The sequence below is a fragment of the Streptomyces sp. NPDC051976 genome (genome assembly GCF_040680795.1).
Lineage (GTDB): Bacteria > Actinomycetota > Actinomycetes > Streptomycetales > Streptomycetaceae > Actinacidiphila.
Genome location: NZ_JBFAXL010000033.1, coordinates 74163 through 97569 on the forward strand (window position 1 = coordinate 74163; position 23407 = coordinate 97569).

A 23407-nucleotide genomic window follows, 5' to 3' on the forward strand; every position below is an offset into this window, starting at 1 on the left:
CGTTGGGATCTGCGGCGGTACGGATCGGGGCGTATCGCGACCGCGTGTCCCGTGCCCACGGGGCGGCGGCCGCCGGTTGGCGGGAACGGACAGGACGTGGAGGCGGGCACTCGGTGAGGACGCTGCGGATCAGGACGCTGCTGGGGCTGTTCGCCGTGGCGGCGGTACTCGCGTGGGCCGGGGCCCGCCTCTGGGACTCGCTGGGCACCCTGCCCGGGGTGCCGGTCGCCGCCCCGATCGTGCTCGCGCTGATCGCCGTCGCGCTCTTCGCCACGGCGCTGTCGCTGCGGGCCCGGCTGCGCGCCCAGCGCGAGCGGCGGCCCGGCGCCAAGGGCGTCGACCCGCTGGCCGCGGCCCGCGCGGTCGTCTTCGGCCAGGCCAGCGCGCTGGTCGCGGCCCTGGTCGTGGGGATGTACGGCGGCACCGGCCTGTACCTGGTGATGTACGACCTGGACATGGACCCGCGCCGCCAGCAGGCGATCTACGCGGGCGCCGCCGTACTGGCGGGCGTCGCGGTGGTCGCCGCCGCGCTCTTCCTCGAACGGGTCTGCCGGCTCCCCGAGGACGACGACACCACCCCCACCCCCCACACGGCCCGCCCGCACCACCGCTGAGCGCGCCACGCGGGCGATCCCGGGTTGACCGGGGGGCCGGGGTCGTGGTTCAGTCCGATACGTGAACGGAACTGGCCTGCTGCTGCACCGGAGGGTCCATCTGGACCTCGTCCGGTACGCGGGCTGCGTGTGTACGGCCGCGCGCTGACGCGCGCCTCCGGCCCACCGTTCGCCTTCACGCGTCCCTGACGTGTGCTTCCCCCAGGGTGGTCACCCTTGTCGTCCGCGACCCGTACCCCGATCGCCGTACCCGTATCCCCCTCCGCCGAGCCCGCGAGCGCTGCCGCGCCCACGGCCGCCGAGCTGCTCGACTTCGCCCGTACGGTGGCCGCCGACGCCGCGCTCGTCGGCACGCTGCCGCTCGACCCGGAAGGCCGCACCTGGGTGCGGCTCGACGGCCCCGGCGGGGCCGACGTCTGGGTGATCGGCTGGCCGCCCGGCGCCGAGACCGGCTGGCACGACCACGGCGGCTCGTACGGCGTCTTCGTGACCGCCGCGGGCGAGCTGACCGAGCAGTCGCTGTCGGTGCCGCTGCCCACCGAGGGCTGGCGTTCGCTGGAACTCGCCGAGGGCCTGGACCGGCAGCGGGTGCTGCCGGAGGGCGAGGGGCGGGCCTTCGGCCGCAACCACGTCCACCAGGTCGTCAACGGCTCCGACACCGCGCACGCCGTCTCGGTGCACGCCTACTACCCGCCGCTGCCGCTGATCCGCCGCTACAGCCGCAAGGGCAGCACGCTCCGCCTGGAGCTGGTCGAGAGCCCGGGGGAGTGGTGAGCGCCGCGCGACCGGGCGTGGACGCCCTGCTGGCGGCGGTGCGCACCCGGCTGGACCGGCTCAGTCCCGAGCAGGCCGCCGCGGCCGTACGGGACGGCGGCGCGCTGCTCGTCGACATCCGCTACGCCGCCCTGCGGGACCGCGACGGGACGATCCCCGGCGCGGTCGTCGTGGAGCGCAACGAGCTGGAGTGGCGGCTCGACCCGCACGGCACGCACCGCATCCCCCAGGCCACCGGCCACGACCTCCCGGTGATCGTGCTCTGCAACGAGGGGTACGCGTCCTCGTTCGCCGCCGCCTCGCTCCAGGACCTCGGGCTGCCTCACGCCACCGACCTGGACGGCGGCTTCCAGGGCTGGCGCCGCGCGGGCCTGCCGGTCACGCCGCCCGACGGCGTGCCGACCACCCCCACCCCGCACATCCAGGACGGCGCCCGGGACGCCGTCCGACGGGGCTGAGAACTCCCGGGATCCTCCCGGCACTTGTCTTCCGCACTTCTTCTTCACACGTGGCTCAAGATCGAATTGGCAACGGCGTCCGAATGAGGCACGGAGGGCATTCAGGAACCGCACAATGAGGACACATCGTGCCTTCGTGAATGCCCTCCGTATTCGCCGGAGGATTCCTCGGGAGAAACCGCCCAGATAATCGGAGCCCGCCGCCCCACGATCGCTCCGCGCACGCTAAATTTCTGGCCATGCCCAGTGGACGCCACCGCCATTCCCAGCCGCTGCACCGGATGCTGCCGCCGCTGACCGTCGCAGGCGCCGCCGCGGCGCTCGCCGCGGCCTCCCTGCTCGCCGGTGATACGGGCGTGCTCCGGGTGATATCCGTCGCCACCGCGCTCACCGCGTGCGGCGGCGCGGCCCTGGCACGTACCTGGGACCGCTCCGCGGGCCGTACGGTCGCCGAACTCAACGCCGCCCGGGTCCGCGACGAGTGGCGTACCGACGAGCGCGCAGCCGAGCTGGAGATGGACCTGGAGGAGTCGCGCGAGATACGCGGGCGGCTGGAGAAGAAGCTGCGCGGAAAGCGCGCCGAACTCGCCAGGCTCCGTACCGAGCACGCCGATCTGCTGCGCCGCTATGCCACCGCCGAGAGCGAGCGGGCCCGCGTGCTGGAGAGCCGCCGGCAGCTCGAACTGGAGGCGGCGCCCCGGCCGCTGGCGATCGGCGCCTCCTCGCCGATCGGCCCGGCCGCGTTCCTCAAGGCCGAGCAGGCGCTGCGTGACCTCAGCCGCAACGCCGCCCGCCAGCAGGCCCAGCGCACCGTCGAGGACGCCCGCCGCCGCGAGGCGGCGGCCCCCGAGGAGGAGCCGCAGGGACGGCACGCCGCCGAGGTCGAGGGCGGGACCCACACGCGTACGGCCCCCTCGGGGCTGCCGGTCCGCGAGCACCGCCTGGTCCCGGCCGTCGCCGCCGCCGTCCTCCCGTACGCCAAGCCGCGCCGCACCTCCGGCCCGCAGGGCACCGGCCACCGCGCCATCGGCGGCTTCGACTTCTTCGGCACCCAGAACCCCGACAAGGCCGAACCCGCCGCGGACCACCCCGAGTCGGCCCGTACCCCCGAACTGCCCGCTCCCGAACTCCCCGCCGTCGACGACCTCGCGGACGTGGTGGGCGACGAGGCGTACGCCGAGCACGAGCAGGCCGCCGCGGACGACTCCGCCGCTCCCGAGGTCATCGACCTGACGGCCCACGACGAGACCGAGCAGCTCGACATGTCGGAGCTGCGCGCCCAGGCGTAGCGCCCGGCGTCGCAAGGCCGTAGCGGTCTCTCAGGCGCCGGGCTCTCAGAAGCCGGGCTACCGGTCCAGCTCCGCCACCTCCAGCCCGCTGAGGCGGGCCGGGTCGGAGACGATGTCGATCTCCACGATCAGGCCGTCCTCGCCCACCGTGAAGACCAGTGCGCGGAAGTCGTCGGTGCCCGGGGCCATGACGACGCCGAGGCCGCCGTCGACCAGGGCGGGCCGGGAGGCGCGGGCGAAGGCGCCGAAGGTGATCGCGCCCTTGGCGACGGTGGTGGCGCCGCGGACGATCGTGGCGACGCCCGGCCGACCAGGGGTGTCGGAGCGGGTGATCACCTCGGGGTCGAGTACGGCGACCAGCGCGTCGAAGTCGCCGTCCCGCGCCGCCGCCAGGAACGCCTCGACGGCCGTGCGCTGCAGCGTCATGTCCGGCTCCGACGTCGGCGCGCCGCCCTGCACCCGGCGCCGGGCGCGGCTGGCGAGCTGCCGGGCCGCCGCCGGGGTGCGGTCGACGATGACCGCGATGTCGTCGAACGGCACCGCGAACATGTCGTGCAGTACGAACGCCAGCCGCTCGGCCGGATCCAGCGTCTCCAGCACCACCAGCAGCGCCAGCCCCACGGAGTCGGCCAGCAGCGCCTGCTGCTCCGGGTCGGTCGCCTCGTGCGGCGGCCCGGCCGCGCCGAGCCCCGCGGTCGCCGCCCCGCCGCCCGCGGCCGGCTCCGGCGCGTACAGCTCGAAGGACTCCTCGCCCCGCGACCGGCGCGACCGCAGCATGTCCAGGCACACCCGCCCGACGACCGTGGTCAGCCAGCCGCTGAGGTTGCGTACGTCACTGGTGTCGGAGCGGCTGAGCCGCAGCCACGACTCCTGGACCGCGTCCTCCGCCTCGCTCTGCGACCCGAGCATCCGGTAGGCCACCGCCCGCAGATGCGGGCGGTCCTGCTCGAAGCGGCGTGCCAGCAGTTCCGTCTCGTCCATCAGCCACATTCCTCCGTCGCGTTCCGTCAACGCACTGACGAACCGGACGCCGCCTTTGTGACGACGCCCTGCGAGGCCCTACTTGTCGACGTCGCCCACGACGAAGAACATCGACCCGAGGATGGCCACCATGTCCGAGACGAGCGTGCCCGGCAGCAGCACCGTCAGGGCCTGGATGTTGTTGTACGACGCCGAGCGCAGCTTGAGCCGGTAGGGCGTCTTCTCGCCCTTCGACACCAGGTAGTAGCCGTTGAGGCCCAGCGGGTTCTCGGTCCACGCGTAGGTGTGGCCCTCCGGGGCCTTGAGGACCTTCGGCAGCCGCTGGTTGATCGGCCCCTGCGGCAGCTCGGCCAGCCGGTCCAGGCAGGCGTCGGCGAGGTCCAGGGCGTTGTGGGTCTGCGCGAGCAGCACCTCGAAGCGGGCCAGGCAGTCGCCCTCGGTCCTGGTGATGACCTTCAGGGTGTCCTGCAGCTCGCCGTACGCCAGGTACGGCTCGTCGCGGCGCAGGTCGAAGTCGACGCCGGAGCCGCGGGCGATCGGCCCGCTGACGCCGTAGGCGTGGACGTCGGAGCGGGCCAGTACGCCGACGCCGCGGGTCCTGCCGCGGAAGATCTCGTTGCCGAGCACCAGGTCGTCGAAGCGGTCCATCCGCGACCGCACCTCGGCGACCGCGTGCCGGGCCCGCCCCAGCCAGCCGTTGGGCAGGTCCTCCTTGAGACCGCCGACCCGGTTGAACATGTAGTGCATCCGGCCGCCGGAGATCTCCTCCATCACGTGCTGCAGCTCCTCGCGCTCGGTGAACGCGTAGAAGATCGGCGTGATGCCGCCCAGCTCCAGCGGATACGACCCCAGGAACATCAGGTGGTTCAGCACCCGGTTCAGCTCCGCCAGCAGCGTCCGCGTCCACACCGCGCGCTCCGGCACCTCCATGCCGAGCATCCGCTCGACCGCGAGCACCACACCCAGCTCGTTCGAGAACGCCGACAGCCAGTCGTGCCGGTTCGCCAGCATCACGATCTGCCGGTAGTCCCGCGCCTCGAACAGCTTCTCCGCCCCGCGGTGCATGTACCCGACGATCGGCTCCGCACTACGGATCCGCTCCCCGTCCAGCACCAGCCGCAACCTCAGCACCCCGTGCGTCGAAGGATGCTGCGGCCCGATGTTCAACACCATGTCGGTGCTGTCGGCGGCCCCGCCGACCCCGATCGTGGTCTCCGTCATACCCCCATCCTCTCAGGCGCCCGGAATGCTCCTGCCGCCTGCCGCGGTGTACTGGCTACCGTCGGACCATGGCACTTTCCCGAGCGGACTTACGCCACATACGCCGGACCGGCCGCTGGACCCGGCTCGCCGCCGATCACGCCCTGCGCCGGCTGCTCGCGGGGCGGGCCGCGGCGGGGCCGGGGGCCGGGCTGCAGCCCTCCTGGCTGCCGCGGCGGCTGCTGACCGTCCTCACCGGTGACGTCGACACCGCGGCGGGTGCCGCCGCGGTGTGGATGATGTGGCGGCCGGGCTCCGCGGCCCGCCGTGAGTCCCATGTCGAGCTCTTCGAACGCGTCGGCGGCGAGTGGGTGGCGCTCGGCGGCGGGGGCGGGTCGGCGGAGGGGCTTCCGGCGCGGCGGCTCCCGGCGGGCGAGCCCGGGCAGTTCGGCATGGTCGAGACGCACGGAGGCGGCGGATGCGCCGCCCGTCTCCGTCCGGAGGACGGTCCACCGCCCTGGATCGGCTACGCGGAGCTGCGGGTCGCCGACGAGGTCGACCACCTGCTGATCGGCGACCGCCGGGCCGACGTGCCCGCCGACGGGCTGCTCGTGGCGGTATGGATCCTGCCGTCAGCCGTCGTGGGCCCGGCCGCACGGCCGCCGATCACCTGCGTGGGACGCGGAGGCGAGGTCCTGTCGACGCTGGGGCCGTCCGCCGGGATGGACAGCTACGCGTACGACCTGGTGGTGGCGGCCGGAGCGGGGGCGTCGGACCCTCGGCCCACATCCGGCGGGTGAGGCCGCGTGCTTCCCTGGCGGGGAAGGCGCCGGTGAGACTGTTTGCTGTGAACGCTGACTTAAGTGCTCTCGCCGCCACCGGCAGCGCCGTCCTGACGACGTTGCTGGGCGTCTTCGCCGGCTCGTACGTGAGCGGCCGGACCCAGCGGGTCCAGCGGTCCTGGGACCGGCAGACCGACGCGTGCGCGCAGGTGCTGCGGGAGTCCGCCGCGATCCTCGTCTCCCTGGCGCGGGTCGCGAGGCAGACGGCGAGTGCGCCGGATCCGGCCCCGGGTGTCGACTGGCGCCTGTGGAACGACGCCTTGGCCATGGTGGGTCTGGTCGCGGACCACGACGTCGCCGAGGCAGCCTTCGTCATCGACGAGCGGATCTGGCGTGCTCATCTGGCCCTGACACGAGGGATGACCACACCGGACCAGTGGTTCGCGCTGCGCGACGAGGTGGAGGACCGGCGCCGGCGGTTCGCTGAGATCGCGCGGCGCAGACTCGATGTGCCCGGGCCGGTGCCCCGTCGGCTCCATGGGCGGCCGGACACCCACGACCCGGTGTGGGAGCGTCCCGAGCCGCCGTCGACTGTGGCGTGAGGCGGGCGCGGCCTGCGGTTTCGCGGTCGGCGGATCCGCTGAGAGCGTGGGTGCGGGGCGTACCGCGGGGCGCGGGGGCGGGGGAGAGTGGGGGGATGAAGCTGCTGATGCTGGGTGGGACGGAGTTCGTCGGGCGGGCCGTGGTCGAGGAGGCGCTGCGGCGGGAGTGGGAGGTGACCGTCTTTCACCGGGGTGCGCATGCCGCACCCGAGGGCGTCACCGATCTCATCGGCGACCGGGAGGGCGACCTCGCGGAGCTGGCCGCGGCGCCGGGGGAGTGGGACGTGGTCGTCGACACGTGGTCGGCGGCGCCGTCGGTGGTACGGGCCTCGGCGCGGCTGCTGGCCGAGCGGGCGGGGTCGTACGCGTACGTCTCCAGCCGCTCGGTGTACGCCTACCCCGCCGGGGCGGGCGCGGACGAGGACGCGCCGGTGGTCGAGGCCGCCGCGACGGACGGCGCGGAGGTCGACTACGCGCGGGCCAAGGCCGGCGGTGAGCTGGCCGCGAAGGAGTTCTTCGGCGCGGAGGCGCTGCTGGTGCGGGCCGGGCTGATCCTCGGGCCGTACGAGAACATCGGGCGGCTGCCGTGGTGGCTGCGCCGGACGGCCCGCGGCGGCCCGGTGCTGGCGCCCGGCCCCCGCGACCTGGAGCTGCAGTACATCGACGTACGGGACCTGGCCGTCTGGACCCTGGACGCGATCGCCGCGGGGCTCGGCGGCCCGTACAACCTGGTCAGCCCGCCCGCCCACACCACGATGGGCGAGTTCCTGGACGCCTGCGTCCAGGTCACCGCGCCGACCGCCGCCGCCCCCGCGGAGCTGCGCTGGACCGACCCGGCCGCGATCGAGGCCGCGGGCATCGAGCCCTGGACCCAGCTCCCGGTCTGGCTCCCCCCGGGCGAGCTCCACGACACGATGCACCGCTCCGACGTCACCCGGGCCCTCACCTCCGGCCTCCACTGCCGCCCCGTCCTCGACACGGTCACCGACACCTGGACCTGGCTCCAGTCCCTCCCCGGCGACCCCCCGCAACGCCCCGACCGCGCGAGGGTCGGCCTCGACCGCGAAACGGAGGAGAAGTTCCTGGCCGGGGCCGCCGGTTGACGGGTTCCGGCCTGCCCCGAGCGTCGGCGCTTGCGCCCGACGGACGACCTGCGGCCTGCGGCGCCTGGCGGCCGCGTGCGCGCGGCGCGCCTGCGGCGCCCCCGCCCCGGGCGGCCTCGGCCGGGGCGGCAGCAGTCCGCGTGCCACGCCGGGCTCGGCGGCCCGCGCCGCCGCCCCACTACGCGTCGAGCAGACCTTCACACGCCCCGCCCACCGGCGTCGTCAGCCAGGTGAAGGCGCCCAGGCCCGAGGGGGCGGTGAGTTCGGCGGCTTCGCCGGTGGTGGAGAGGGCGCGGAGGTAGGCGGTGGGGTCGGTGGTGGCGAGGGTGAGCGGGGGGCGGGGGGCGGAGAGGCCGAGGGTGGTGAGGGCGGTGCGCTGGGAGCGGGTGGTGCCGGGGAGGGCGTCGAGGGCGACATGGGCGGTCAGGTCGCAGCGGCCGTCGGGGACCGGAAGGACCTGCTGGCCGTCGCGGTAGCCGGTGAGGGTGCCCGCGAAGGGGCGGGCGGCACGGGTGTGGGCGTAGTCCACGGCCACCGCGAGGCCCGCGGAGAGCGAGCCGGTGGCCGCCGCCCACGCCGCCTCCCGGGGCCGCCCGATCTCGGCCCGCGCCCCCGCCTCGCCCGGCAGCGGCCACCAGCGGGCCAGCCACCGCGCGTCGGCGCCGCCGACCGGCGCGCCCAGCCGTTCCGCGCCGTCCGCCGGGCGGACCAGGACGTACCGGGCGACCCCCGCCTCGTCCGTCTCCGCCACCGCGAGCGGCACATTGTCCAGCCACTCGTTGGCGAAGAGCAGCCCCCGTACCCCCGCCGGAGGCGCACCGCCCCACGCCACCCGCGGGTCGAGGCCGGGCGGTCGCGCCGACCGCTCGACGGCGAAGGCCCGCACCCGGTCCGCCACCCCGGCCGGGAGGGCCGCCAGCACGCCCGCGCACAGCTCGCCGCCGCCCGCGCCCATGTCGGTGAAGGCCAGCTCCTCGGGGTGGCCGAGCGCCGCGTCGACCCGTACCAGCAGCGTGGCGACGGCCCCGGCGAAGAGCGGCGAGGCATGCACCGACGTGCGGAAATGCGCCGCGGGGCGCTCCCGCACGAAGAACCCGGCGGGACCGTAGAGCGCCCGCTCCATCGCCTCGTCCCAGGGCAGCCACTCATCGTCCACGGGGCTAACGGTACGTGTTGGTCAACGTGGGTCTGGTCACAGGGGAACCTTCCTGACCAGGAGATGCGTCGAAGGTCAGAGCGGTGTGTTACTCGGGGCCGGTACTGTTTCCGGATACCACAGGCGCCGCGACGGCGTGCAGCGTGTGCGCGGAGCAGTGCAGTGAGGGAGTGGACAGCGGATGACTGCCGGAAACGACGGCACCCCGGAGAACGACGACCCGTTCGCGTATCTCTACCGGTCGGAGGGCGGCGAGCAGCAGCCGGACCCCGCCGCGGGGCAGCCCCAGCCCGGTATGCCGCGGACGTCGTACCACCAGGTCCAGCGGGTCGGTGAGCGCCGCCCGCAGCCGGGCTACGGCTACCCCCAGCAGCAGCAACAACAGCAGCCCGGCTACGGCTACCCGCAGACCCCGCAGACGCAGGCGATGCCCCAGCAGTACGGCCAGCAGCAGTACGGCCAGGGCCCGGGCCAGCAGCAGTACGGCGCCGGCCAGGACCGCTACCAGCAGCAGCCCCCGGCCCAGCCCCCGTACGGCGGCGGCCACCGCGCGGACGACGGCTACCAGGACGAGGAAGCGCCGAGCCGCAAGGGCCTGCTGATCCTGGCCGTCGCGATCGTCGTCGCCGTGACCGTCGGCATCGCCTACGCGATGACGAACGGCTCGGGCTCGGACAAGAACACGGCCAACGACAAGCCGACCACCGCGCCCGTCACCTCCACCGCGCCGACCCGGACCACCACCCCCTCGGCCGCGCCCACCCCCTTCGACTCCTCGAAGGTCGACGCCGCGAAGCTCACCCTCGGCGGCGGCGCCCAGCAGAGCACCCAGTGGCCCGGCGCCAGCGCCTCCGGCGGCACCTACGTCGACCACATGACCGCGGTCGGCGCCAGCGTCACCTGGACCGTCAACGTCCCCGAGGACGGCACCTACACCTTCTTCACCTACTACGGGAACGCCGGCGACGACGCCACCCTGACCCTCTCGATCAACGGCAAGCCGCGCTCCGACGCCGTCAACCTGAGGAACTACGGCAACTCCACCGACTGGGCGAAGGCGTGGGGCAAGCACACCTACTCGTGGCTCGACCTCAAGAAGGGTTCCAACACCCTGTCGCTGAGCTGCGCCGACGGTAACCAGTGCGGCGTCAATCTCGACCAGTTCGAGCTGAAGCAGGGCCAGGTCAAGAACTAGGGTCCGCGCCCCGCGGTCACGGCCCGTCGGCCGCCACCACTCGCACCTGGGTGAGCAGTTCGGCGTAGACCCCGGTGTCGTACTCACCGGCCGCCGGGGCGGCGACCGTCGCGGCGGACAGGGCGATCGCCCGGGTCAGCCGCTGCGGCCAGGGCAGCGACTCGGCGTGGCCGGAGAGCAGCGCCGCCACCGCGGAGTCGCCCGCGCCGGTCGGGTTGCCCGCCAGGCGGGCCGGGGGAAGGGCCTGCCAGGCCCCCTCGTCGGTGACGGCGAGCATTCCGTCGGCGCCCAGGGACGCGGCCACCGCGCGGGCCCCCCGGCGCCGGGCGTCACGGGCCGCGCGGGCGGGCTCGGAGAAACCGGTCAGCCCCGTCAGCTCGTCGGCGTTGGGCTTGATCAGGTCGGGCCGGGCGGCCAGCCCCCGGCGCAGCGGTTCGCCGCTGGTGTCCAGCAGGACGAACACCCCCGCGCCGCGCGCCTCGCGCACCAGCTCCGCGTACGCCCCGACCGGCACCCCGGGCGGCAGACTGCCGCACAGCGCCACGGCGGCGGGCCGCTCGGCGGAGTCCGCCGCGTCGGCCCCCTTGAGCAGGCCGCGGTAGTGGGCGAGGAAGGCCGCCCACTCGCGGGGCGAGATCGTGGGGCCCGGCTCGTTGAACATCGTGGTGTCGCCGGTCCTGTCGTCCACCACCCCGATCGTGCGGCGGGTGGTGCCCTCGATCGGCAGCAGCGCGTCGGTCAGCCGCGGCTCGTCGAGCGCGGCCAGCCCGGCGCGCAGCTCCTCGCCGACCGGGCCGCCGACGAAGCCGGTGACCACGCTCCGGTGGCCGAGCGCCGCCAGCACGCGTGCGACGTTCAGCCCCTTGCCCCCGGGCCGCTCCGCGGTGTGGGTGACCCGGTGGGTGGTGTGCGGGCGCAGCGACGGGACCCGGTAGGTCACGTCCAGCGCGGCGTTCAGCGTGACGGTGATGATCACCCGATGATGATGGCAAAAGACCGGCGGTCGGCCCAGAGCGGACCGACCGCCGTTACGCAGCCTTTAGCGAGACGCGCCCGCGCATCCCTCCGAAGAGGGGCCCAGGAGAGGGCAGACGCCCTTACTCCGGGCGAATCACCCATTCGCCCTTCCGCATGACACCGACCAGGTCGTACGCCTTGTCGAGGACCACGAGGTCCGCGTCCTTGCCGGGCTCCAGGGTGCCGATCCGGTCGTCGAGGCCGAGCAGCCGCGCCGGGTTGGTGGAGATCGCCCGTACGGTGTCGGCGAGTGACAGTCCGTCGAGTGTCACGGCCCGCTTGAACGCGGTGTCCAGGGTGAGCGTGGAACCGGCGATCGAGCCGCCCTCCACCAGCCGGGCCACCCCGTCCCGCACCTCGACCTGCATCGGCCCCAACTCGTAGAGCCCGTCGCCGAATCCGGCCGCGTCCATCGCGTCGGTGATGAAGGCGACCCGCTCGGCGCCCGCGCTGCGGAAGGCCAGTTCGAGGACGGCCGGGTGCAGATGCGTGCCGTCGTTGATCAGTTCGACGGTGACCCGCTCGTCCTCCAGCAGCGCCGCGATCGGTCCCGGGTCGCGGTGCTGCAGCGGCGGCATCGCGTTGAACAGGTGGGTGGCGACCGTCGCGCCCGCCTCGACGGCCTCCAGCGTCTGCTCGTACGACGCGTCGGTGTGGCCGATCGCGGCGATCACGCCGAGGTCGGCGAGCAGCCGCACCGAGTCGATGCCGCCGTCGAGTTCGGCCGCCAGCGTCACCATCTTCACCGCGCCGCGGCCCGCCTCGACCAGTCTGCGCACATCGGCCGGGTCGGGGTGGCGCAGCAGGCCCTCGTTGTGGGCGCCCTTGCGGCAGGGCGAGATGAACGGGCCCTCGTAGTGGATCCCGGCGAGGTCGCCCTGCTCGACCAGTTCGGACAGCAGTCCGGCCTGCTTGGCCAGCATGTCCAGCTGGTTGGTGACGGTGGACGCCACCACTGTGGTCGTGCCGTGTTCGCGGTGGGTGCGCACGGCGGTGAGGATGTCCTCGACCGTGCCGGAGGTGAAGGACGCGCCGCCCCCGCCGTGGTTGTGGATGTCCACGAAGCCGGGGACGACCGTGTACCCGGCGAGGTCGACGGTGGCGGCCTCCGCCGCCCCCGCCGTCTCGCTCGCCGCGATCCGGGTGCCCTCGACCGTGAGCCGGGCGCCGTCCACGACACCTGACGGCAGGACCACACGGGCACCTGCCAGCACCGTGCGCTGTGTAGTCGATACGGGTACGGGGGCCATCAGGCGGATACCTCCACGGAGAGTAGGTCCCAGGCGAGCAGGCCCGCGCCCAGGCATCCTGCGGTGTCACCCAGCGCGGCGGGGACGATGAGGGGGAGCTTCTGGAAGGTGATGCGTGCCTCGACGGCCGCCCGCAGCGGACCGAAGAGGAGGTCCCCGGCCTCGGCGAGACCGCCGCCGATGATCAGCACCCGGGGGTCGAGCAGGGTGAGGCCGGTGACGAGTCCGGCGGCGAGCGCGTCGATGGCGTCGCCCCACACGGCCAGTGCCCGCGGGTCGCCCTCGGACACCGCCCGGGCGCAGTCCGCGGCGTCCGCGTCCGGGTCGCCGCTGGCCGCCGCCCACGCCCGGGAGACGGCCCCGGCCGAGGCCAGCGTCTCCAGGCAACCGCGCTGGCCGCAGCCGCAGTCGGGGCCGTCCGGGCGGACGACGATATGGCCGATCTCGCCCGCGTAGCCGTGCGCCCCGGCCTCGATCCGGCCGTCGATGCCGATGGCGCCCGCGATGCCGGTGCCCAGCGGGAGGAAGAGGAAGCGGTCGGCGCCCTTGCCCGCGCCGATCCGGCCCTCGGCGAGGCCGCCGGTGCGGACGTCGTGGCCCAGCGCCACCGGCACGCCGTCCAGCCGCTGCGACAGCAGCGCCCGCAGCGGGACGTCCTTCCACCCGAGGTTGGCGGCGTAGACCGCGATCCCCCCGGCGTCGTCGACGATTCCGGGCACGGCGACGCCCGCGGCCGCGGCGTGCTCTCCGTACGCGCGCACGCCGTGGTCGCGCAGGTCCGCGGCGAAGTCGAGGATCGCTGCGACCACCGCGTCAGGTCCGCGTTCCCTGCCGGTCGGACGGCGCGCCTCGTACAGCAGCGTGCCGTCCGCCCCGACCAGGGCGGCCTTCATCCCGGTACCGCCTACATCGAGGGCGATGACATGTCTCACGGGGACAGTCTCGCGGCTCACCCCCATAAAGGTCTAGTCCACTCTGCCCTGAAAGATCACACGCCCCCCTGAAGGCACCCGCTCGGCCGCACCCGCGGAGGGTCCCGGGGGCCCAAACGGGCAGGCAGCCGCGGGGGCTTCGGGCGAGGGCCGGTGGAGGCCGCCAACCGAACCCGTTGCTGAAGCGATATCGGCGATGGTGTAGACCTTGGGTGACCGGGTGGGGAAGACTCGGCGCTTCCGTAAGTTTGTTCACAAAGGCGGTAGAACCGTGCAGCGGCGAAGACTTCTCAGCCTCACGGCGGCCGGACTCACAACCGTTCTTTCGGTGGCGACCCTCAGTGCGTGTGGTGGCAGTTCCCCGCTCAGCGGTGACACCACGATCCACATGATCGCGGCCGACTACGGCGACCCGAAGACGGGCACCAGCTCGAAGGCGTACTGGGACCAGATATCCCAGGCGTTCGAGGCGCAGAACCCCAAGATCAAGGTCGACGTCGAGGTCGTCGACTGGCTGCACGTCGACGACAAGATCGCCGCCCTGGCCAAGGCGGGCAAGGCGCCCGACCTCGCGCAGGCGGGCTCGTACTCCGACTACGCCGCCGCCGGCCAGCTGTACAGCGCCGACGAGCTGTTCCCGATCAGCATGCAGGCCAACTTCCTGTCGACCGCGGTCAGCGCGGGTTCCGTCAACCGCGTGCAGTACGGCATCCCTTGGGTCTCCAGCTCGCGGCTGTTCTTCTACAACAAGAAGCTCTTCAGGGAAGCGGGCATCAAGCACGCGCCCCAGACCTGGGCCGAGGTCAAGGCCGACGCGATCAAGCTGAAGAACGACGGCGTGAGCACGCCGTACGGGCTCCCGCTGGGCACCGAGGAGGCGCAGGCGGAGTCGCTGATCTGGATGCTCGGCGCGTCCGGCGGCTACACCGACACCGTCGGCAGCTACACCTTCGACTCCGCCGCCAACATCAGCGCCTTCACCTGGCTGAAGAGCAATCTCGTCGCCCCCGGCCTCATCGGCTCCGGCGACCCCGCCAAGACCAACCGGCAGAACGTCTTCGACCAGTTCCTCGCCGGCAAGGCCGGAATGATCAACGGCCACCCGACGCTGCTCACCCAGGCCAAGGCCAAGGGGATCGACGTGGGCGTGGCGCCGCTGCCCGGCCTGGTCGGCCCGAGCCGGGACACGCTGGGCGTCGCCGACTGGGTGATGGCGTTCAAGCAGAACGGCCACCGGGACGCGGACGGCAAGTTCCTGCAGTTCGTCTACAGCGACCAGAACTCGCTGAAGTTCCTCAACGAGTACGGTCTGCTGCCGGTGACGACGAGCGTCCTGCAGACGATGCTGAAGGATCCGAAGGAGAAGGACTTCGCGCCCTTCCTCAACGCGATGCCCGAAGCGGTCTTCTACCCGGTCAACAAGATCTCCTGGGGCCCGGTCAGCGACCAGGTGAAGAAGAGCATCGGCAAGGCGGTGCACGGTGACCCGAAGCAGGTGCTGTCGGATCTGCAGCGCTTCGCGATGACGACCAACGAGGGCAAGTAGCCGCCGGCGCGGCGACACGGAGGTGGACGGCGGTGGAGGACTCCCTCTCCGACCGGGACAAGGCCGTCCTGGAGATCGCGGCCCGCAGCTTCACGGGCCCCGGCCCGCGCGAGCGGGCCATACGCGAACGCCTCGGCATGTCCCCCACCGCCTACTTCCAGCTCCTCAACGCCCTCCTCGACGACCCCCGCGCCGCCGCCCACGACCCGATCACCGTCAACCGCCTCCGTGCGGCGCGGGCGGAACGCAAGGAGCGGCGGTAGCCGGCCCCATGCGACCGTACGCCGGGCGTGCGCCCGGGTGGGGCGGGTAGGGTCGGCTGCATGGCTTCCGCCGACATCCTGACGCCCAGTACGCCCGAGGGGAAGGAAGGTCTCGCGGCGCTGCTCGCGCGGCCGGAACGCGCCGTGGTCGCTCTTGACTTCGACGGCACCCTCGCCGACATCGTGCCCGATCCCGAGCAGGCCAGGGCCCATCCGGGTGCCGTGCCCGCGCTGGTACGGCTGGCCCCGCGCCTGGCGGCGGTGGCGGTGGTCACCGGCCGCCCGGCGGGCGTCGCCGTACGGTACGGCGGCTTCGCCGGGGTTCCCGGGCTGGAGAATCTGGTGGTGCTCGGCCACTACGGCGCCGAGCGCTGGGACGCGCACACCGGCACCGTGCACACCCCGGGCGACCACCCGGGCGTGACCGCGCTGCGCGCCGAACTCCCCGGCTTCCTCGACGGTATCGGCTCCTGGCGCGGCACCTGGATCGAGGACAAGGGGCGGGCCATAGCGGTCCACACCCGCCGCACCGAGGACCCGGACGCCGCGTTCGAGGCGCTGCGCGCACCCCTCGCCGAGCTGGCCGAGCGGCACGGCCTGATGGTCGAACCGGGCCGCTTCGTCCTCGAACTGCGCCCGCCCGGCATGGACAAGGGCGTCGCGCTCGCCGCGTACCTGCACGAGGTCGACGCGGCCTCCGTCCTCTACGCGGGCGACGACCTCGGCGACCTGGCCGCCTTCGCCGCCGTCCACTCCCTGCGCGAGGAGGGCCTGCCCGGCGTCCTGCTGTGCAGCACCGCTACCGAGACCCCGCCCCAGCTCCAGTCCCAGTCCGACCTCACGGCCCCCGGCCCCGGGGGCGTCGTCTCCGTACTCGCCGCCCTGGCCGACGCCTTGGACAAGGGCCCGGCCTGAGCGATGGCGACACCCGACGCGACACCGGACACCTACCGGGAGCTGGGTGAGGCCGCCTGGTCGTGGGTGCTGCGGCAGATACGCGAGGACGACGGCCCATGGCTGCCGGAGTCGGTACCGGACCCGGGCCCGGACTCGGAGCCCGCGGCGACCGCCCCCGAGGCCCGCGATTCCCTCTACTCGGGGATCGCGGGCCTCGCCCCGGTGCTCGCCGAGATCCGGCAGTACCGCGAGCTGAGCGCGAGCGAGGAGAGGCTGGCGGCCGGGATCGTGACCCGGCTGTCGGCCGTGGCGGCGCGCACCACCGAACCCTCGCTGTACGACGGCCTGGCGGGCCACGCCATGGCACTGCGGCTGCTCGCCCCGGGCAGCGAAGCCCTCGCCCTGCGGCGGCTGGCCGAACTGGCGACCCCCGACGGGTGGAAGACCACCACCGACTTCGAGCCGGGCTCTGACGCCCCGCTCAACGACATCATCGTGGGCGCCGCGGGCATCGTCATGACCGCGGTCTGGGCGGGCGGCGAGCACGCCGGGGCGATCGCCACGACGGGCGGCGAGGCCCTGCTGCGGGCGGCCGACCGCACGGACGCGGGCCTGGACTGGGAGATGACCCCGAGCAGCACCTCGCGACTGCCGAACTACTCCCACGGCACCGCCGGGGTGGCCGCCGCCCTGGCCGTGGCGGGCGCCGCCCTCGACCGGCAGGACTTCGTGGACGCGGCCGTGGCGGGCGCCCGCCATGTGCTGTCGGTCGGCTCGCTGGCGGACGGCGGCTTCATCGTGCCGCACACCATCCCCGAGTCGTCGCGGGAGGTGGAGCCGGTGACGTACACCTGGTGCCACGGCCCGGCGGGCACCTCGCATCTGTTCGCGGCGCTGTCGCTCGCCGGAGTGACCGAGGTCGCGGGCCACGACGTGGGCGAGCTGCGGCAGCGCTGCCTGACCTCGATCCTCACCTCCGGCGTCCCGCGGCGGCTGCGCCCCGGCTTCTGGGACAACGACGGCCGCTGCTGCGGCACCGCGGGCGTGGGGGACGTCCTCCTCGACGCGGCCCAGGACAGCGCGGACCCGGCGCGGGCGGAGACGCTGGTACGTGCGGCGCGCGTGATGGGGGACGCCCTGGTCGAACGCGCCGTCAGGGACGACGCGGGCGCGCGCTGGCGCTTCACCGAACACCGCGTGGACCCACCGCTGTTGCCCCCGGGCACACCGTGGATGCAGGGCGCGGCGGGCATCGCCGCCTATCTGCTGCGGCTGGGCCGCTTCCTCGACACCGGCCCCCAAGCGCCGGTCGTCGACCGGCCCGACCAGTGGTGGGCCGCGCCCGGGTGTCGTACCCCTGTGATGGGGTGGGGACATGGACAACACACGGGGACGCGAGGAATGGGCGCCGTTTCTTGAGCGGTGGAGCGGCGAGTGGGTCGACGGGCATGACCCGCAGTCGGACGCGCCGCTCGCCGAGGAGGTCGCGAAGGACCGCTGGCTGGGGTTCGCGCCCGCGGCCGAGGCGGACATAGCGGCCGCGGAAGCGCGGCTCGGCCGCCGACTGCCGCCCTCGCTACGGGAGTTCCTCCAGGTCACCGACGGCTGGCGGGACGCGGGCTGCTTCATCTACCGGCTGGCGGGCACCGCCGACCTCCAGTGGCTGAAGGACACCGACGACAAGACCTGGATCGAGGTCTACGACGACCTGGCCGGGCTGACGGACGGCGAGGACCCGGAAGAGGACGACGACGAGCCGGAGGAAGACGAGGACGAGGACGAGGAGGATTTCGAGGTGCAGGAGGCGCTGCTGCTGCGGCGCACGCTGCGGCTGTCCCTCGAAGGCGACGCCTGTGTCCTGCTCCTCGACCCGGACGACGTCGACGAGGACGGCGAGTGGGCGGCCTACCGCCTCGCCTCCTGGTCGGGCGAGGGCCCGGAGCGCCACGACTCCTTCTACGACCTGATGTACGCGGAGTACGTCTCCTTCCACGGCCTGCGCAAGCCCCCGGGCGCCACCCGCGACCACTGGGACCAGCAGGTGGAGCAGGCCCGGCAGGCCACGCTGGGCGGCGAGGTCGACGCGCCGCTCGAAGTCCTCGCCCGCGCCCGTGAGTTCGGCAGCGAGCGGGCCGAGGTGCTGACCATGCAGCTCAAGGCGATGCTCGGCGACTGGCAGCACGAGATCACCAACCTCGTCTGGCACCGCGCGGGGGACGACGACCTCCTGCGCGGCCCGCTCTTCGCCGCCGAACTGCTCCCGCTCCTCATCCGCCAGGACCAGCTCGCCGCCCGCTACGACCTGCGCCCGCTGGAGCGCCTCAAGGAGGTGGCGCCCCCGGACGTCCAAGCGGTCGTGGCGACGTACGAAGCCGCCGTCGCCGCCCCGGACTTCCGCCCCACCTTCGGGAACCCAGAGTTCGACGCGGCGGTCCACGCGATACTCGCCCGCGGCGCCACCGACGCCGCCGCCTACCAGGCCCTCCGCGACGCCCTCCCCCTCTGGCGCCCCCTCACCGAGGACCACATAGCCCCCGTCTCCCTCCTCGCCCACCCCACCCTCGCCGAACTCCTCACCCCAGAAAGGGGCCGCGAGCTGCTGGAGGCAGCCCGCGGCTGACCGGGCCCAAGGGCGGGCGGCGTCAGGGGCGGTCGAGGACGATGGAGTTGATCTCGTCCATGTCGTAGTTGATGCGCTGGTCCTGGGGGAGCGGGTAGCGGCAGTCGACGCCGTTGTAGCCGAGGCAGAGGTGGGCGGAGGCGCCGCCGGTCTGGTTGTTGAGGACGAAGTGGTCGCCGAACTGGCCGCTGAGGTTGTGGGCGCCGTAGCTGTAGAAGACGTCCGTCGGGTGGCCGTTGCGGTAGTCGGCGTTCTGGCCGTAGATGCAGACCGCCCCGCTGGGGCAGCCGTACTGGGGCTGGTCGCTGGCGTGGGCCGAGCCGGTGCCGATCGCGGTGGCGGCTGCGGTGGCGAGCGCGAGGGCGGCGGCGCCCCGGACGATCCTGCGCATGATGCTGTCCCTCCGTGTGCGGACGGCCCGAGTGTCCGTCCCTGGTTGCACCGTAGGAGGGGGCGGGGCCGGGGCGCTCCTGACGGATGACAGGGCAACGGTCCGCCTCCCTGGGGGAGGCGGACCGCACGCGAGGACGGGGAAGCTAGGGCAGCGTCCAGTGCTGGGCGTTGGTGCCGTTGCAGTCCCAGATCTGGACCTGGGTGCCCGCGGTGGTGGAGCTGTTGGGGTCGTCCAGGCACTTGCCCGAGTTGGGGTTGAGCAGGGCGCCGTTGGACTGGGGCTGCCAGACCTGGGCGACGGTGCCGTTGCAGTCGTAGAGCTGGACGAGGGTGCCGTCGGCGGTTCCGGCGGCGTTCACGTCGAGGCACTTGCCCAGCGCCTGGAGGGTGTTGCCGGAGACGGTCCAGGACTGGGCGCCGCTGCCGTTGCAGCCCCAGATCTGGACGGGGTTGAAGTTGGCGGTGCTGGAGGAGCGGTCGTCCAGGCAGAGGGAGGAGGAGACGCCGGAGGTGACCGGGCCGGTGTGGGTGGTGCCGCCGCCGGTGCCGTTGAAGGCGCTGAGGCCGTTCGGGGTGCCGAGGCCGGTGGGGCCGTCATAGCCGGACGTGCCGTTGCACAGGTACGACGGGCTGCACGAGCCGTCGGAACCCGAGGTCACGTCGTAGAGCGAGGAGGCGTGCGCGTACGGCACCGCGGCGGCCGCGCCCGAGGGCGCTCCGGCCAGCGCGTAGACCGAGGCGATGATGGGCGACGAGGCGCTGGTGCCGCCGACGACCATCCAGCCGCCCTGCCCGTACGTGTCGTAGACGGCCACACCCGTGCCGGGGTCGGCGACCGCCGCCACGTCCGCGACCGTACGCCTGCTGCCGCAGCCCGTGTCCTTCTGCCACGACGGCTTGGCCTCCCACGACGAGCAGCCCGCGCCGGAGCCGGACCACACCGTCTCCGACCAGCCGCGCGAGGTGCCGGAGTTGGTCCGCAGCGTGGTGCCGCCGGCGGCCACCACGTACTGCGAGGTGGCCGGGAAGCTCACGCCGTAGCCGCCGTCGCCCGAGCTGGCGACGTCCACCACGCCCGCGTGGTTGAAGTCGGCGTCCATCCCCGCGTCACCGGAGCTGTCGCCGGTGCCCCAGCTGTTGGAGATGAAGTGGGCGCCGAGCGAGACCGCGGTGTTCTGCGCGGCGGCCAGGTCGCCCGCCTCGACCACCAGGATGTGGCACTTGGGGCAGACCGCCGAGATCATGTCGATGTCCAGCGACGCCTCGGTGCCCCAACCCGGGTCACCCGGCGGGTAGTTGCCCTGCTGGCCGCTCTGGTTGACCTTGCGGAAGCAGCCGTTGGCCGTCGTGCACGCGGGGAGCCCGTACTGCGAACGGTACGTGCCCAGGTCCGCTTCCAGGTTGGGGTTGTCGTTGAGCTCGGTGACGGCCACCGTCGCCCCGCCGCCGTTGGACGCCGCGGCCGAGGCCAGGTTGTACGCGCGCTGCAGGTCCGAAGGGCCGTAACCCGACGGCGTGGCGTTGGGCGCCATCGCGTTCGCCCGCACGGCGTGCACGTCGGTACGCACCTCGGCGTAACAGACCGGCGTCCCCGGGTGCGCGGGCTTTGCGCACGCGTGCGCCGCGGTCACGGTGCCGGTGCCGGTGCCGCCGGTGGACGCCGCCGTTAACGCCTGCGCCGCGGCGGGCGACGCCACGGCGAGTCCCGCCGCCGCGGTCAGGGCTGCCGCCCAGTGGAGGATTCTCTTCACGTTTTCACCTGCTCGTGTGGGGGGTACTGCAGGGGAACGCCCTTGCGCCGTACGGCTCCTGACGACTTGACAACGTTGCCAAACCCCGCAGGCGCGCTACCGCTTGAGAGCACTCCCCGAATGTAGAGTCCCGTCATGCCCACGTCAATCCTCGCGGAAGGCCTCGCCCCGCAGGGGCGCGGGGAAGCGCGCTGCGCTTGCGGAGGTCGTGCCCCGATAGGGGCGCGGGGAACTGCGCGACCAGCCGTCGCGTGGCTGCAGGTCACCACCGGCCCCAATGGGGCAGACGCGTGGTCTTCGGGCCACCGGCCCGGTGGGGGCGGGCCGCGCAGTTCCCCGCGCCCCTGACGGGGCACTACGGTGCCTGGCCCACCGCAAGCGCGGCGCGCTTCCCCGCGCCCCTGCGGGGCTAGGTCCTCCGCAAGCGCAGCGCAGCGCGCCTCAGGGGAGGAGGACGCGGCGGCCGCGGGTGTGGCCGGATTGGCTGTCGGTGTGGGCTGCCGCGGCCGCGGCGAGGGGGTAGGAGGTGTCGACCGGGATGTGGAGCCGTCCACGGGAGATGAGGTCGGCGGCGAGGGCGAGCGCCGCCCGGACACTGCCGGCCACGCCGGAGAAGCGGACGCCGAGGTCCGGCCCGCCGAGATCGGCGATGGTGATGACCCTGCCCGGGTCCCCGGTCAGCTCGACGAGTTCGCGGATCACGCCGGAACCGGCCAGGTCGAGGGCGGCATCGACAGGGCCGAGCCGCCGCACCCGCTCGACCCAGCCCTCGCCGTAGGTCGTGGCGAGGGCGCCGAGGCCGCGCAGGTAGTCCTGGTTCGCGGCCCCGGCCGTGCCGATCACGGTGATGCCGCGGTCGCGGGCGATCTGCAGGACCGCGGAGCCGACGCCTCCGGACGCGCCGCTGACCAGCAGCGTCTGCCCAGTCTTGACACCGACCTCGTCGATGATGCGCAGCGCGGTTTCCACCACGGACGGGTACCCGGCGGCCTCCTCGAACGTCACGCGGTCAGGCATGCGGGCCCAGGCGGAAAGCACGGCGAACTCGGCGTAAGTGCTGGAGCCTTCGCCGAACACGTGGTCGCCGACCTCGACATCGTCGATGCCCTCGCCGACCTCGTCCACCACTCCCGCGGCGTCGAGCCCGACGCCGGAGGGCAACTCGATCGGATGGGCCCCCAGCTTCTGGCCTTCACGGATCCTCCAGTCGACGGGGTTCACGCCCGCCGCCCGCACGGCGACGCGTATCTGGCCGGGGCCCGCGTGGGGCTCCGGCGCGTCCACGAGGCGCAGCACGCTCGGGCCGCCGAACTCGGCGAAGCTCACTTTCTTCATGTGGGGGACCGTAGCACTAACGGTTAGCTTTTTGAAACGGATCCAGATTCGTATTTGATAGTGTCAGCGCATGACCGTGCCGCCCGGACCCGGACGCCGTGAGCGCAAGAAGGCCGCGACCCGCCAGAAGATCGCCGACACGGCCCTGCGGCTCTTTTTGGAGCGCGGGTACGAGGCGGTGGGGATCCGTGACGTGGCCGCTGAGGCAGACGTGGCCGTCACCACGCTCTTCTCCCACTTCGCCTCGAAGGAGGCCCTGGTGTTCGAGTTGGACGACGACTTCGAGCAACGCCTCACGCGGGCGGTCGCCGACCGGGCACCGGGCGAGCCGCTCCTCCCCGCGCTGCGCCGCGAGGTCCAGTCCCTGGTCCGGCACTGCGCCGCGGACGGCGCCACCCCGATCTGGCGCCTGATCGACGAGACTCCTGCCCTCCGGCAGTACGAGGAGTCGATGAGGCTGCGTCACGCGGAGTCCCTGGCGACGGCGATCGCCGCCGATCCCGAACTGGCCCGCAGTGCGACGGTGAGCCGGACCATCGCGAGGTTCGTGATCGACGCCTACTCGCTGGCCCGCGAGGCGCCCATCCCGGACACCGCGCTGGACGAGATCTTCCCGATGATCGAGGCGGCCTGGGCCGCCACCTGCCCCTCCCCGCGCCCCGCCTGACGGAGCCCGCTACGCCGCCGGACGGGGTGTTCAGGTGCGGCCGGGAGCGCCCGGCCCTCCTGGCTCCGTGCCTTCCCCGTCGCCGGGGTGGCCGTGGCGGGGGAACGCCGTGTAGAGGCCGCGGCCGTGGAGGTCCAGGAGGTCGCGGTAGCGATCACCTTCGTCGAACTCGTCGTAGTCGAGAATCGCCTGCCCGGTGTGGATGAGGTCGGCGGCGCAGCCAAGGCACCAGGAGAGGCCGGTGTCGCGGTCGCGTACGTCGGCCGGGTGCACGCGGCAGAAGAAGCAGGGCCGACGGTGTTTGCCACGAGGCGATTCCTGCTCGTGAGGCGTCATGGGGTCACCCCCGGCGTGGTGCGGTGGTCAGCGGGGAGCACACAGTGAGTGTCCCAGTGCGCACCGTGACAGCGCGAGGGTGCGGCACCAAAAAACGCAGGGCCTTCACAGGTTCCCCGTCGTGAGGCCCGCGCCAACGGCTGGCTCGGCGAGGTCGAGGGACTTCAGGTCGGCTTCGACCTCTCGATGGCCAAGCTCAATAGCCTTCGGAAAACGATTGCGGTCCGTCTCAACTCCTGGGTACGG

General features: G+C 73.3%; 24 protein-coding genes. 14 read left to right on the forward strand and 10 right to left on the reverse strand.

Annotation, left to right across the window (positions count from 1 at the left end; all coding sequences use genetic code 11):
• Positions 1 to 113: 113 nt before the first annotated feature.
• From AB0M29_RS28160 to AB0M29_RS28175, 4 genes are all read left to right on the forward strand, one after another.
• On the forward strand, positions 114 to 614 hold the full coding sequence (locus AB0M29_RS28160) for a DUF3180 domain-containing protein (RefSeq protein ID WP_365387487.1): 501 nt from the start codon (positions 114 to 116) through the stop codon (positions 612 to 614).
• A 216-nt stretch (positions 615 to 830) separates the two neighbouring features.
• Positions 831 to 1388: a cysteine dioxygenase gene (locus tag AB0M29_RS28165; RefSeq protein ID WP_365387488.1), complete on the forward strand. Its 558-nt coding sequence runs from the start codon at positions 831 to 833 to the stop codon at positions 1386 to 1388.
• On the forward strand, positions 1382 to 1846 hold the full coding sequence (locus tag AB0M29_RS28170; protein ID WP_365387490.1) for a rhodanese-like domain-containing protein: 465 nt from the start codon (positions 1382 to 1384) through the stop codon (positions 1844 to 1846). Before AB0M29_RS28165 ends, AB0M29_RS28170 begins: the two co-directional genes overlap by 7 nt.
• Positions 1847 to 2085: 239 nt before the next feature.
• Entirely contained in the window at positions 2086 to 3135 is a 1050-nt protein-coding gene (locus tag AB0M29_RS28175; protein WP_365387492.1) for a hypothetical protein, read from the forward strand.
• Positions 3136 to 3192: 57 nt separating this feature from the next.
• Here the strand turns inward: AB0M29_RS28175 and AB0M29_RS28180 are convergent, their stop codons facing one another.
• On the reverse strand, positions 3193 to 4116 hold the full coding sequence (locus AB0M29_RS28180; protein WP_365387494.1) for a sigma-70 family RNA polymerase sigma factor: 924 nt from the start codon (positions 4114 to 4116) through the stop codon (positions 3193 to 3195).
• 78 nt (positions 4117 to 4194) lie between these two features.
• Positions 4195 to 5337 carry an NADH-quinone oxidoreductase subunit D gene (locus AB0M29_RS28185; protein ID WP_365387496.1) on the reverse strand — a complete coding sequence of 381 codons (1143 nt, stop codon included), beginning with the start codon at positions 5335 to 5337 and terminating at the stop codon, positions 4195 to 4197.
• Between the two features lie 68 nt (positions 5338 to 5405).
• On the opposite strand from AB0M29_RS28185, the gene AB0M29_RS28190 reads away from it, so the two are divergent.
• The 3 genes from AB0M29_RS28190 (at position 5406) to AB0M29_RS28200 (ending at position 7803) form a co-directional block, all read left to right on the forward strand.
• A complete protein-coding gene (locus tag AB0M29_RS28190; RefSeq protein WP_365387498.1) occupies positions 5406 to 6116 on the forward strand; it encodes a hypothetical protein in 711 nt (236 codons plus the stop codon).
• A gap of 47 nt (positions 6117 to 6163) precedes the next feature.
• The gene (locus AB0M29_RS28195; RefSeq protein WP_365387501.1) at positions 6164 to 6700 is read left to right on the forward strand and encodes a hypothetical protein; all 537 of its coding nucleotides are present in this window, start codon (positions 6164 to 6166) and stop codon (positions 6698 to 6700) included.
• A 95-nt stretch (positions 6701 to 6795) separates the two neighbouring features.
• Positions 6796 to 7803, forward strand: a complete 1008-nt coding sequence (locus AB0M29_RS28200; protein ID WP_365387503.1) for an NAD-dependent epimerase/dehydratase family protein — start codon at positions 6796 to 6798, stop codon at positions 7801 to 7803.
• 178 nt (positions 7804 to 7981) lie between these two features.
• Here the strand turns inward: AB0M29_RS28200 and AB0M29_RS28205 are convergent, their stop codons facing one another.
• On the reverse strand, positions 7982 to 8926 hold the full coding sequence (locus AB0M29_RS28205; protein ID WP_365387553.1) for an SAM-dependent methyltransferase: 945 nt from the start codon (positions 8924 to 8926) through the stop codon (positions 7982 to 7984).
• 214 nt (positions 8927 to 9140) lie between these two features.
• On the opposite strand from AB0M29_RS28205, the gene AB0M29_RS28210 reads away from it, so the two are divergent.
• The gene (locus AB0M29_RS28210; RefSeq protein WP_365387505.1) at positions 9141 to 10154 is read left to right on the forward strand and encodes a carbohydrate-binding protein; all 1014 of its coding nucleotides are present in this window, start codon (positions 9141 to 9143) and stop codon (positions 10152 to 10154) included.
• Between the two features lie 16 nt (positions 10155 to 10170).
• Here the strand turns inward: AB0M29_RS28210 and AB0M29_RS28215 are convergent, their stop codons facing one another.
• The 3 genes from AB0M29_RS28215 to AB0M29_RS28225 all read right to left on the reverse strand — a co-directional run bounded on the left by AB0M29_RS28215 (position 10171) and on the right by AB0M29_RS28225 (position 13353).
• Positions 10171 to 11130: a 1-phosphofructokinase family hexose kinase gene (locus tag AB0M29_RS28215; protein ID WP_365387507.1), complete on the reverse strand. Its 960-nt coding sequence runs from the start codon at positions 11128 to 11130 to the stop codon at positions 10171 to 10173.
• 121 nt (positions 11131 to 11251) lie between these two features.
• Positions 11252 to 12421, reverse strand: a complete 1170-nt coding sequence (gene nagA, locus AB0M29_RS28220; protein ID WP_365387508.1) for an N-acetylglucosamine-6-phosphate deacetylase — start codon at positions 12419 to 12421, stop codon at positions 11252 to 11254.
• Positions 12421 to 13353, reverse strand: a complete 933-nt coding sequence (locus tag AB0M29_RS28225) for an ROK family protein (protein ID WP_365387509.1) — start codon at positions 13351 to 13353, stop codon at positions 12421 to 12423. The genes nagA and AB0M29_RS28225 overlap by 1 nt, the downstream gene beginning before the upstream one ends.
• A gap of 328 nt (positions 13354 to 13681) precedes the next feature.
• Between AB0M29_RS28225 and AB0M29_RS28230 the strand changes: the two genes are divergently transcribed.
• The 5 genes from AB0M29_RS28230 to AB0M29_RS28250 are packed head-to-tail and all read left to right on the forward strand — an operon-like array spanning position 13682 to position 18679.
• Positions 13682 to 14899, forward strand: coding sequence for an extracellular solute-binding protein (locus AB0M29_RS28230; protein WP_365387511.1), 1218 nt, complete (start codon positions 13682 to 13684; stop codon positions 14897 to 14899).
• Positions 14900 to 14931: 32 nt separating this feature from the next.
• Positions 14932 to 15162, forward strand: a complete 231-nt coding sequence (locus AB0M29_RS28235; RefSeq protein ID WP_365387512.1) for a DUF3263 domain-containing protein — start codon at positions 14932 to 14934, stop codon at positions 15160 to 15162.
• A 60-nt stretch (positions 15163 to 15222) separates the two neighbouring features.
• Entirely contained in the window at positions 15223 to 16077 is an 855-nt protein-coding gene (otsB, locus tag AB0M29_RS28240; protein ID WP_365387513.1) for a trehalose-phosphatase, read from the forward strand.
• Positions 16078 to 16080: 3 nt separating this feature from the next.
• The gene (locus AB0M29_RS28245) at positions 16081 to 17478 is read left to right on the forward strand and encodes a lanthionine synthetase LanC family protein (RefSeq protein WP_365387515.1); all 1398 of its coding nucleotides are present in this window, start codon (positions 16081 to 16083) and stop codon (positions 17476 to 17478) included.
• Positions 17435 to 18679: an SMI1/KNR4 family protein gene (locus tag AB0M29_RS28250; RefSeq protein WP_365387517.1), complete on the forward strand. Its 1245-nt coding sequence runs from the start codon at positions 17435 to 17437 to the stop codon at positions 18677 to 18679. Before AB0M29_RS28245 ends, AB0M29_RS28250 begins: the two co-directional genes overlap by 44 nt.
• Before the next feature lie 22 nt (positions 18680 to 18701).
• Here AB0M29_RS28250 and AB0M29_RS28255 read toward each other — a convergent pair whose 3' ends face one another.
• The 3 genes from AB0M29_RS28255 to AB0M29_RS28265 form a co-directional block, all read right to left on the reverse strand.
• Positions 18702 to 19070 (reverse strand): hypothetical protein, encoded by a 369-nt coding sequence (locus AB0M29_RS28255; protein ID WP_365387518.1) that lies wholly within the window; start codon positions 19068 to 19070, stop codon positions 18702 to 18704.
• Between the two features lie 145 nt (positions 19071 to 19215).
• Entirely contained in the window at positions 19216 to 20823 is a 1608-nt protein-coding gene (locus tag AB0M29_RS28260) for a ricin-type beta-trefoil lectin domain protein (RefSeq protein WP_365387520.1), read from the reverse strand.
• Positions 20824 to 21264: 441 nt separating this feature from the next.
• Positions 21265 to 22158: an NADP-dependent oxidoreductase gene (locus AB0M29_RS28265; protein ID WP_365387521.1), complete on the reverse strand. Its 894-nt coding sequence runs from the start codon at positions 22156 to 22158 to the stop codon at positions 21265 to 21267.
• Between the two features lie 70 nt (positions 22159 to 22228).
• Here AB0M29_RS28265 and AB0M29_RS28270 point away from each other — a divergent pair, with 70 nt between their 5' ends.
• Complete coding sequence (locus AB0M29_RS28270) at positions 22229 to 22825, forward strand: helix-turn-helix domain-containing protein (protein ID WP_365387523.1); 597 nt, start codon at positions 22229 to 22231, stop codon at positions 22823 to 22825.
• A 30-nt stretch (positions 22826 to 22855) separates the two neighbouring features.
• Here the strand turns inward: AB0M29_RS28270 and AB0M29_RS28275 are convergent, their stop codons facing one another.
• Positions 22856 to 23161 (reverse strand): hypothetical protein, encoded by a 306-nt coding sequence (locus AB0M29_RS28275; RefSeq protein WP_365387525.1) that lies wholly within the window; start codon positions 23159 to 23161, stop codon positions 22856 to 22858.
• Between the last annotated feature and the right edge of the window lie 246 nt (positions 23162 to 23407).

Excerpts from the sequence above, each read along its gene's own strand:
- AB0M29_RS28265 (WP_365387521.1), bottom strand. The coding sequence starts at position 22,158 with ATGAAGAAAGTGAGCTTCGCCGAGTTCGGCGGCCCGAGCGTGCTGCGC.
- AB0M29_RS28190 (WP_365387498.1), top strand. The coding sequence starts at position 5,406 with ATGGCACTTTCCCGAGCGGACTTACGCCACATACGCCGGACCGGCCGC.
- AB0M29_RS28245 (WP_365387515.1), top strand. The coding sequence starts at position 16,081 with ATGGCGACACCCGACGCGACACCGGACACCTACCGGGAGCTGGGTGAG.
- AB0M29_RS28250 (WP_365387517.1), top strand. The coding sequence starts at position 17,435 with ATGGACAACACACGGGGACGCGAGGAATGGGCGCCGTTTCTTGAGCGG.
- AB0M29_RS28185 (WP_365387496.1), bottom strand. The coding sequence starts at position 5,337 with ATGACGGAGACCACGATCGGGGTCGGCGGGGCCGCCGACAGCACCGAC.
- AB0M29_RS28210 (WP_365387505.1), top strand. The coding sequence starts at position 9,141 with ATGACTGCCGGAAACGACGGCACCCCGGAGAACGACGACCCGTTCGCG.
- AB0M29_RS28180 (WP_365387494.1), bottom strand. The coding sequence starts at position 4,116 with ATGGACGAGACGGAACTGCTGGCACGCCGCTTCGAGCAGGACCGCCCG.
- AB0M29_RS28175 (WP_365387492.1), top strand. The coding sequence starts at position 2,086 with ATGCCCAGTGGACGCCACCGCCATTCCCAGCCGCTGCACCGGATGCTG.
- AB0M29_RS28270 (WP_365387523.1), top strand. The coding sequence starts at position 22,229 with ATGACCGTGCCGCCCGGACCCGGACGCCGTGAGCGCAAGAAGGCCGCG.
- AB0M29_RS28200 (WP_365387503.1), top strand. The coding sequence starts at position 6,796 with ATGAAGCTGCTGATGCTGGGTGGGACGGAGTTCGTCGGGCGGGCCGTG.
- AB0M29_RS28275 (WP_365387525.1), bottom strand. The coding sequence starts at position 23,161 with ATGACGCCTCACGAGCAGGAATCGCCTCGTGGCAAACACCGTCGGCCC.
- AB0M29_RS28205 (WP_365387553.1), bottom strand. The coding sequence starts at position 8,926 with ATGGAGCGGGCGCTCTACGGTCCCGCCGGGTTCTTCGTGCGGGAGCGC.
- otsB (WP_365387513.1), top strand. The coding sequence starts at position 15,223 with ATGGCTTCCGCCGACATCCTGACGCCCAGTACGCCCGAGGGGAAGGAA.
- AB0M29_RS28255 (WP_365387518.1), bottom strand. The coding sequence starts at position 19,070 with ATGCGCAGGATCGTCCGGGGCGCCGCCGCCCTCGCGCTCGCCACCGCA.
- nagA (WP_365387508.1), bottom strand. The coding sequence starts at position 12,421 with ATGGCCCCCGTACCCGTATCGACTACACAGCGCACGGTGCTGGCAGGT.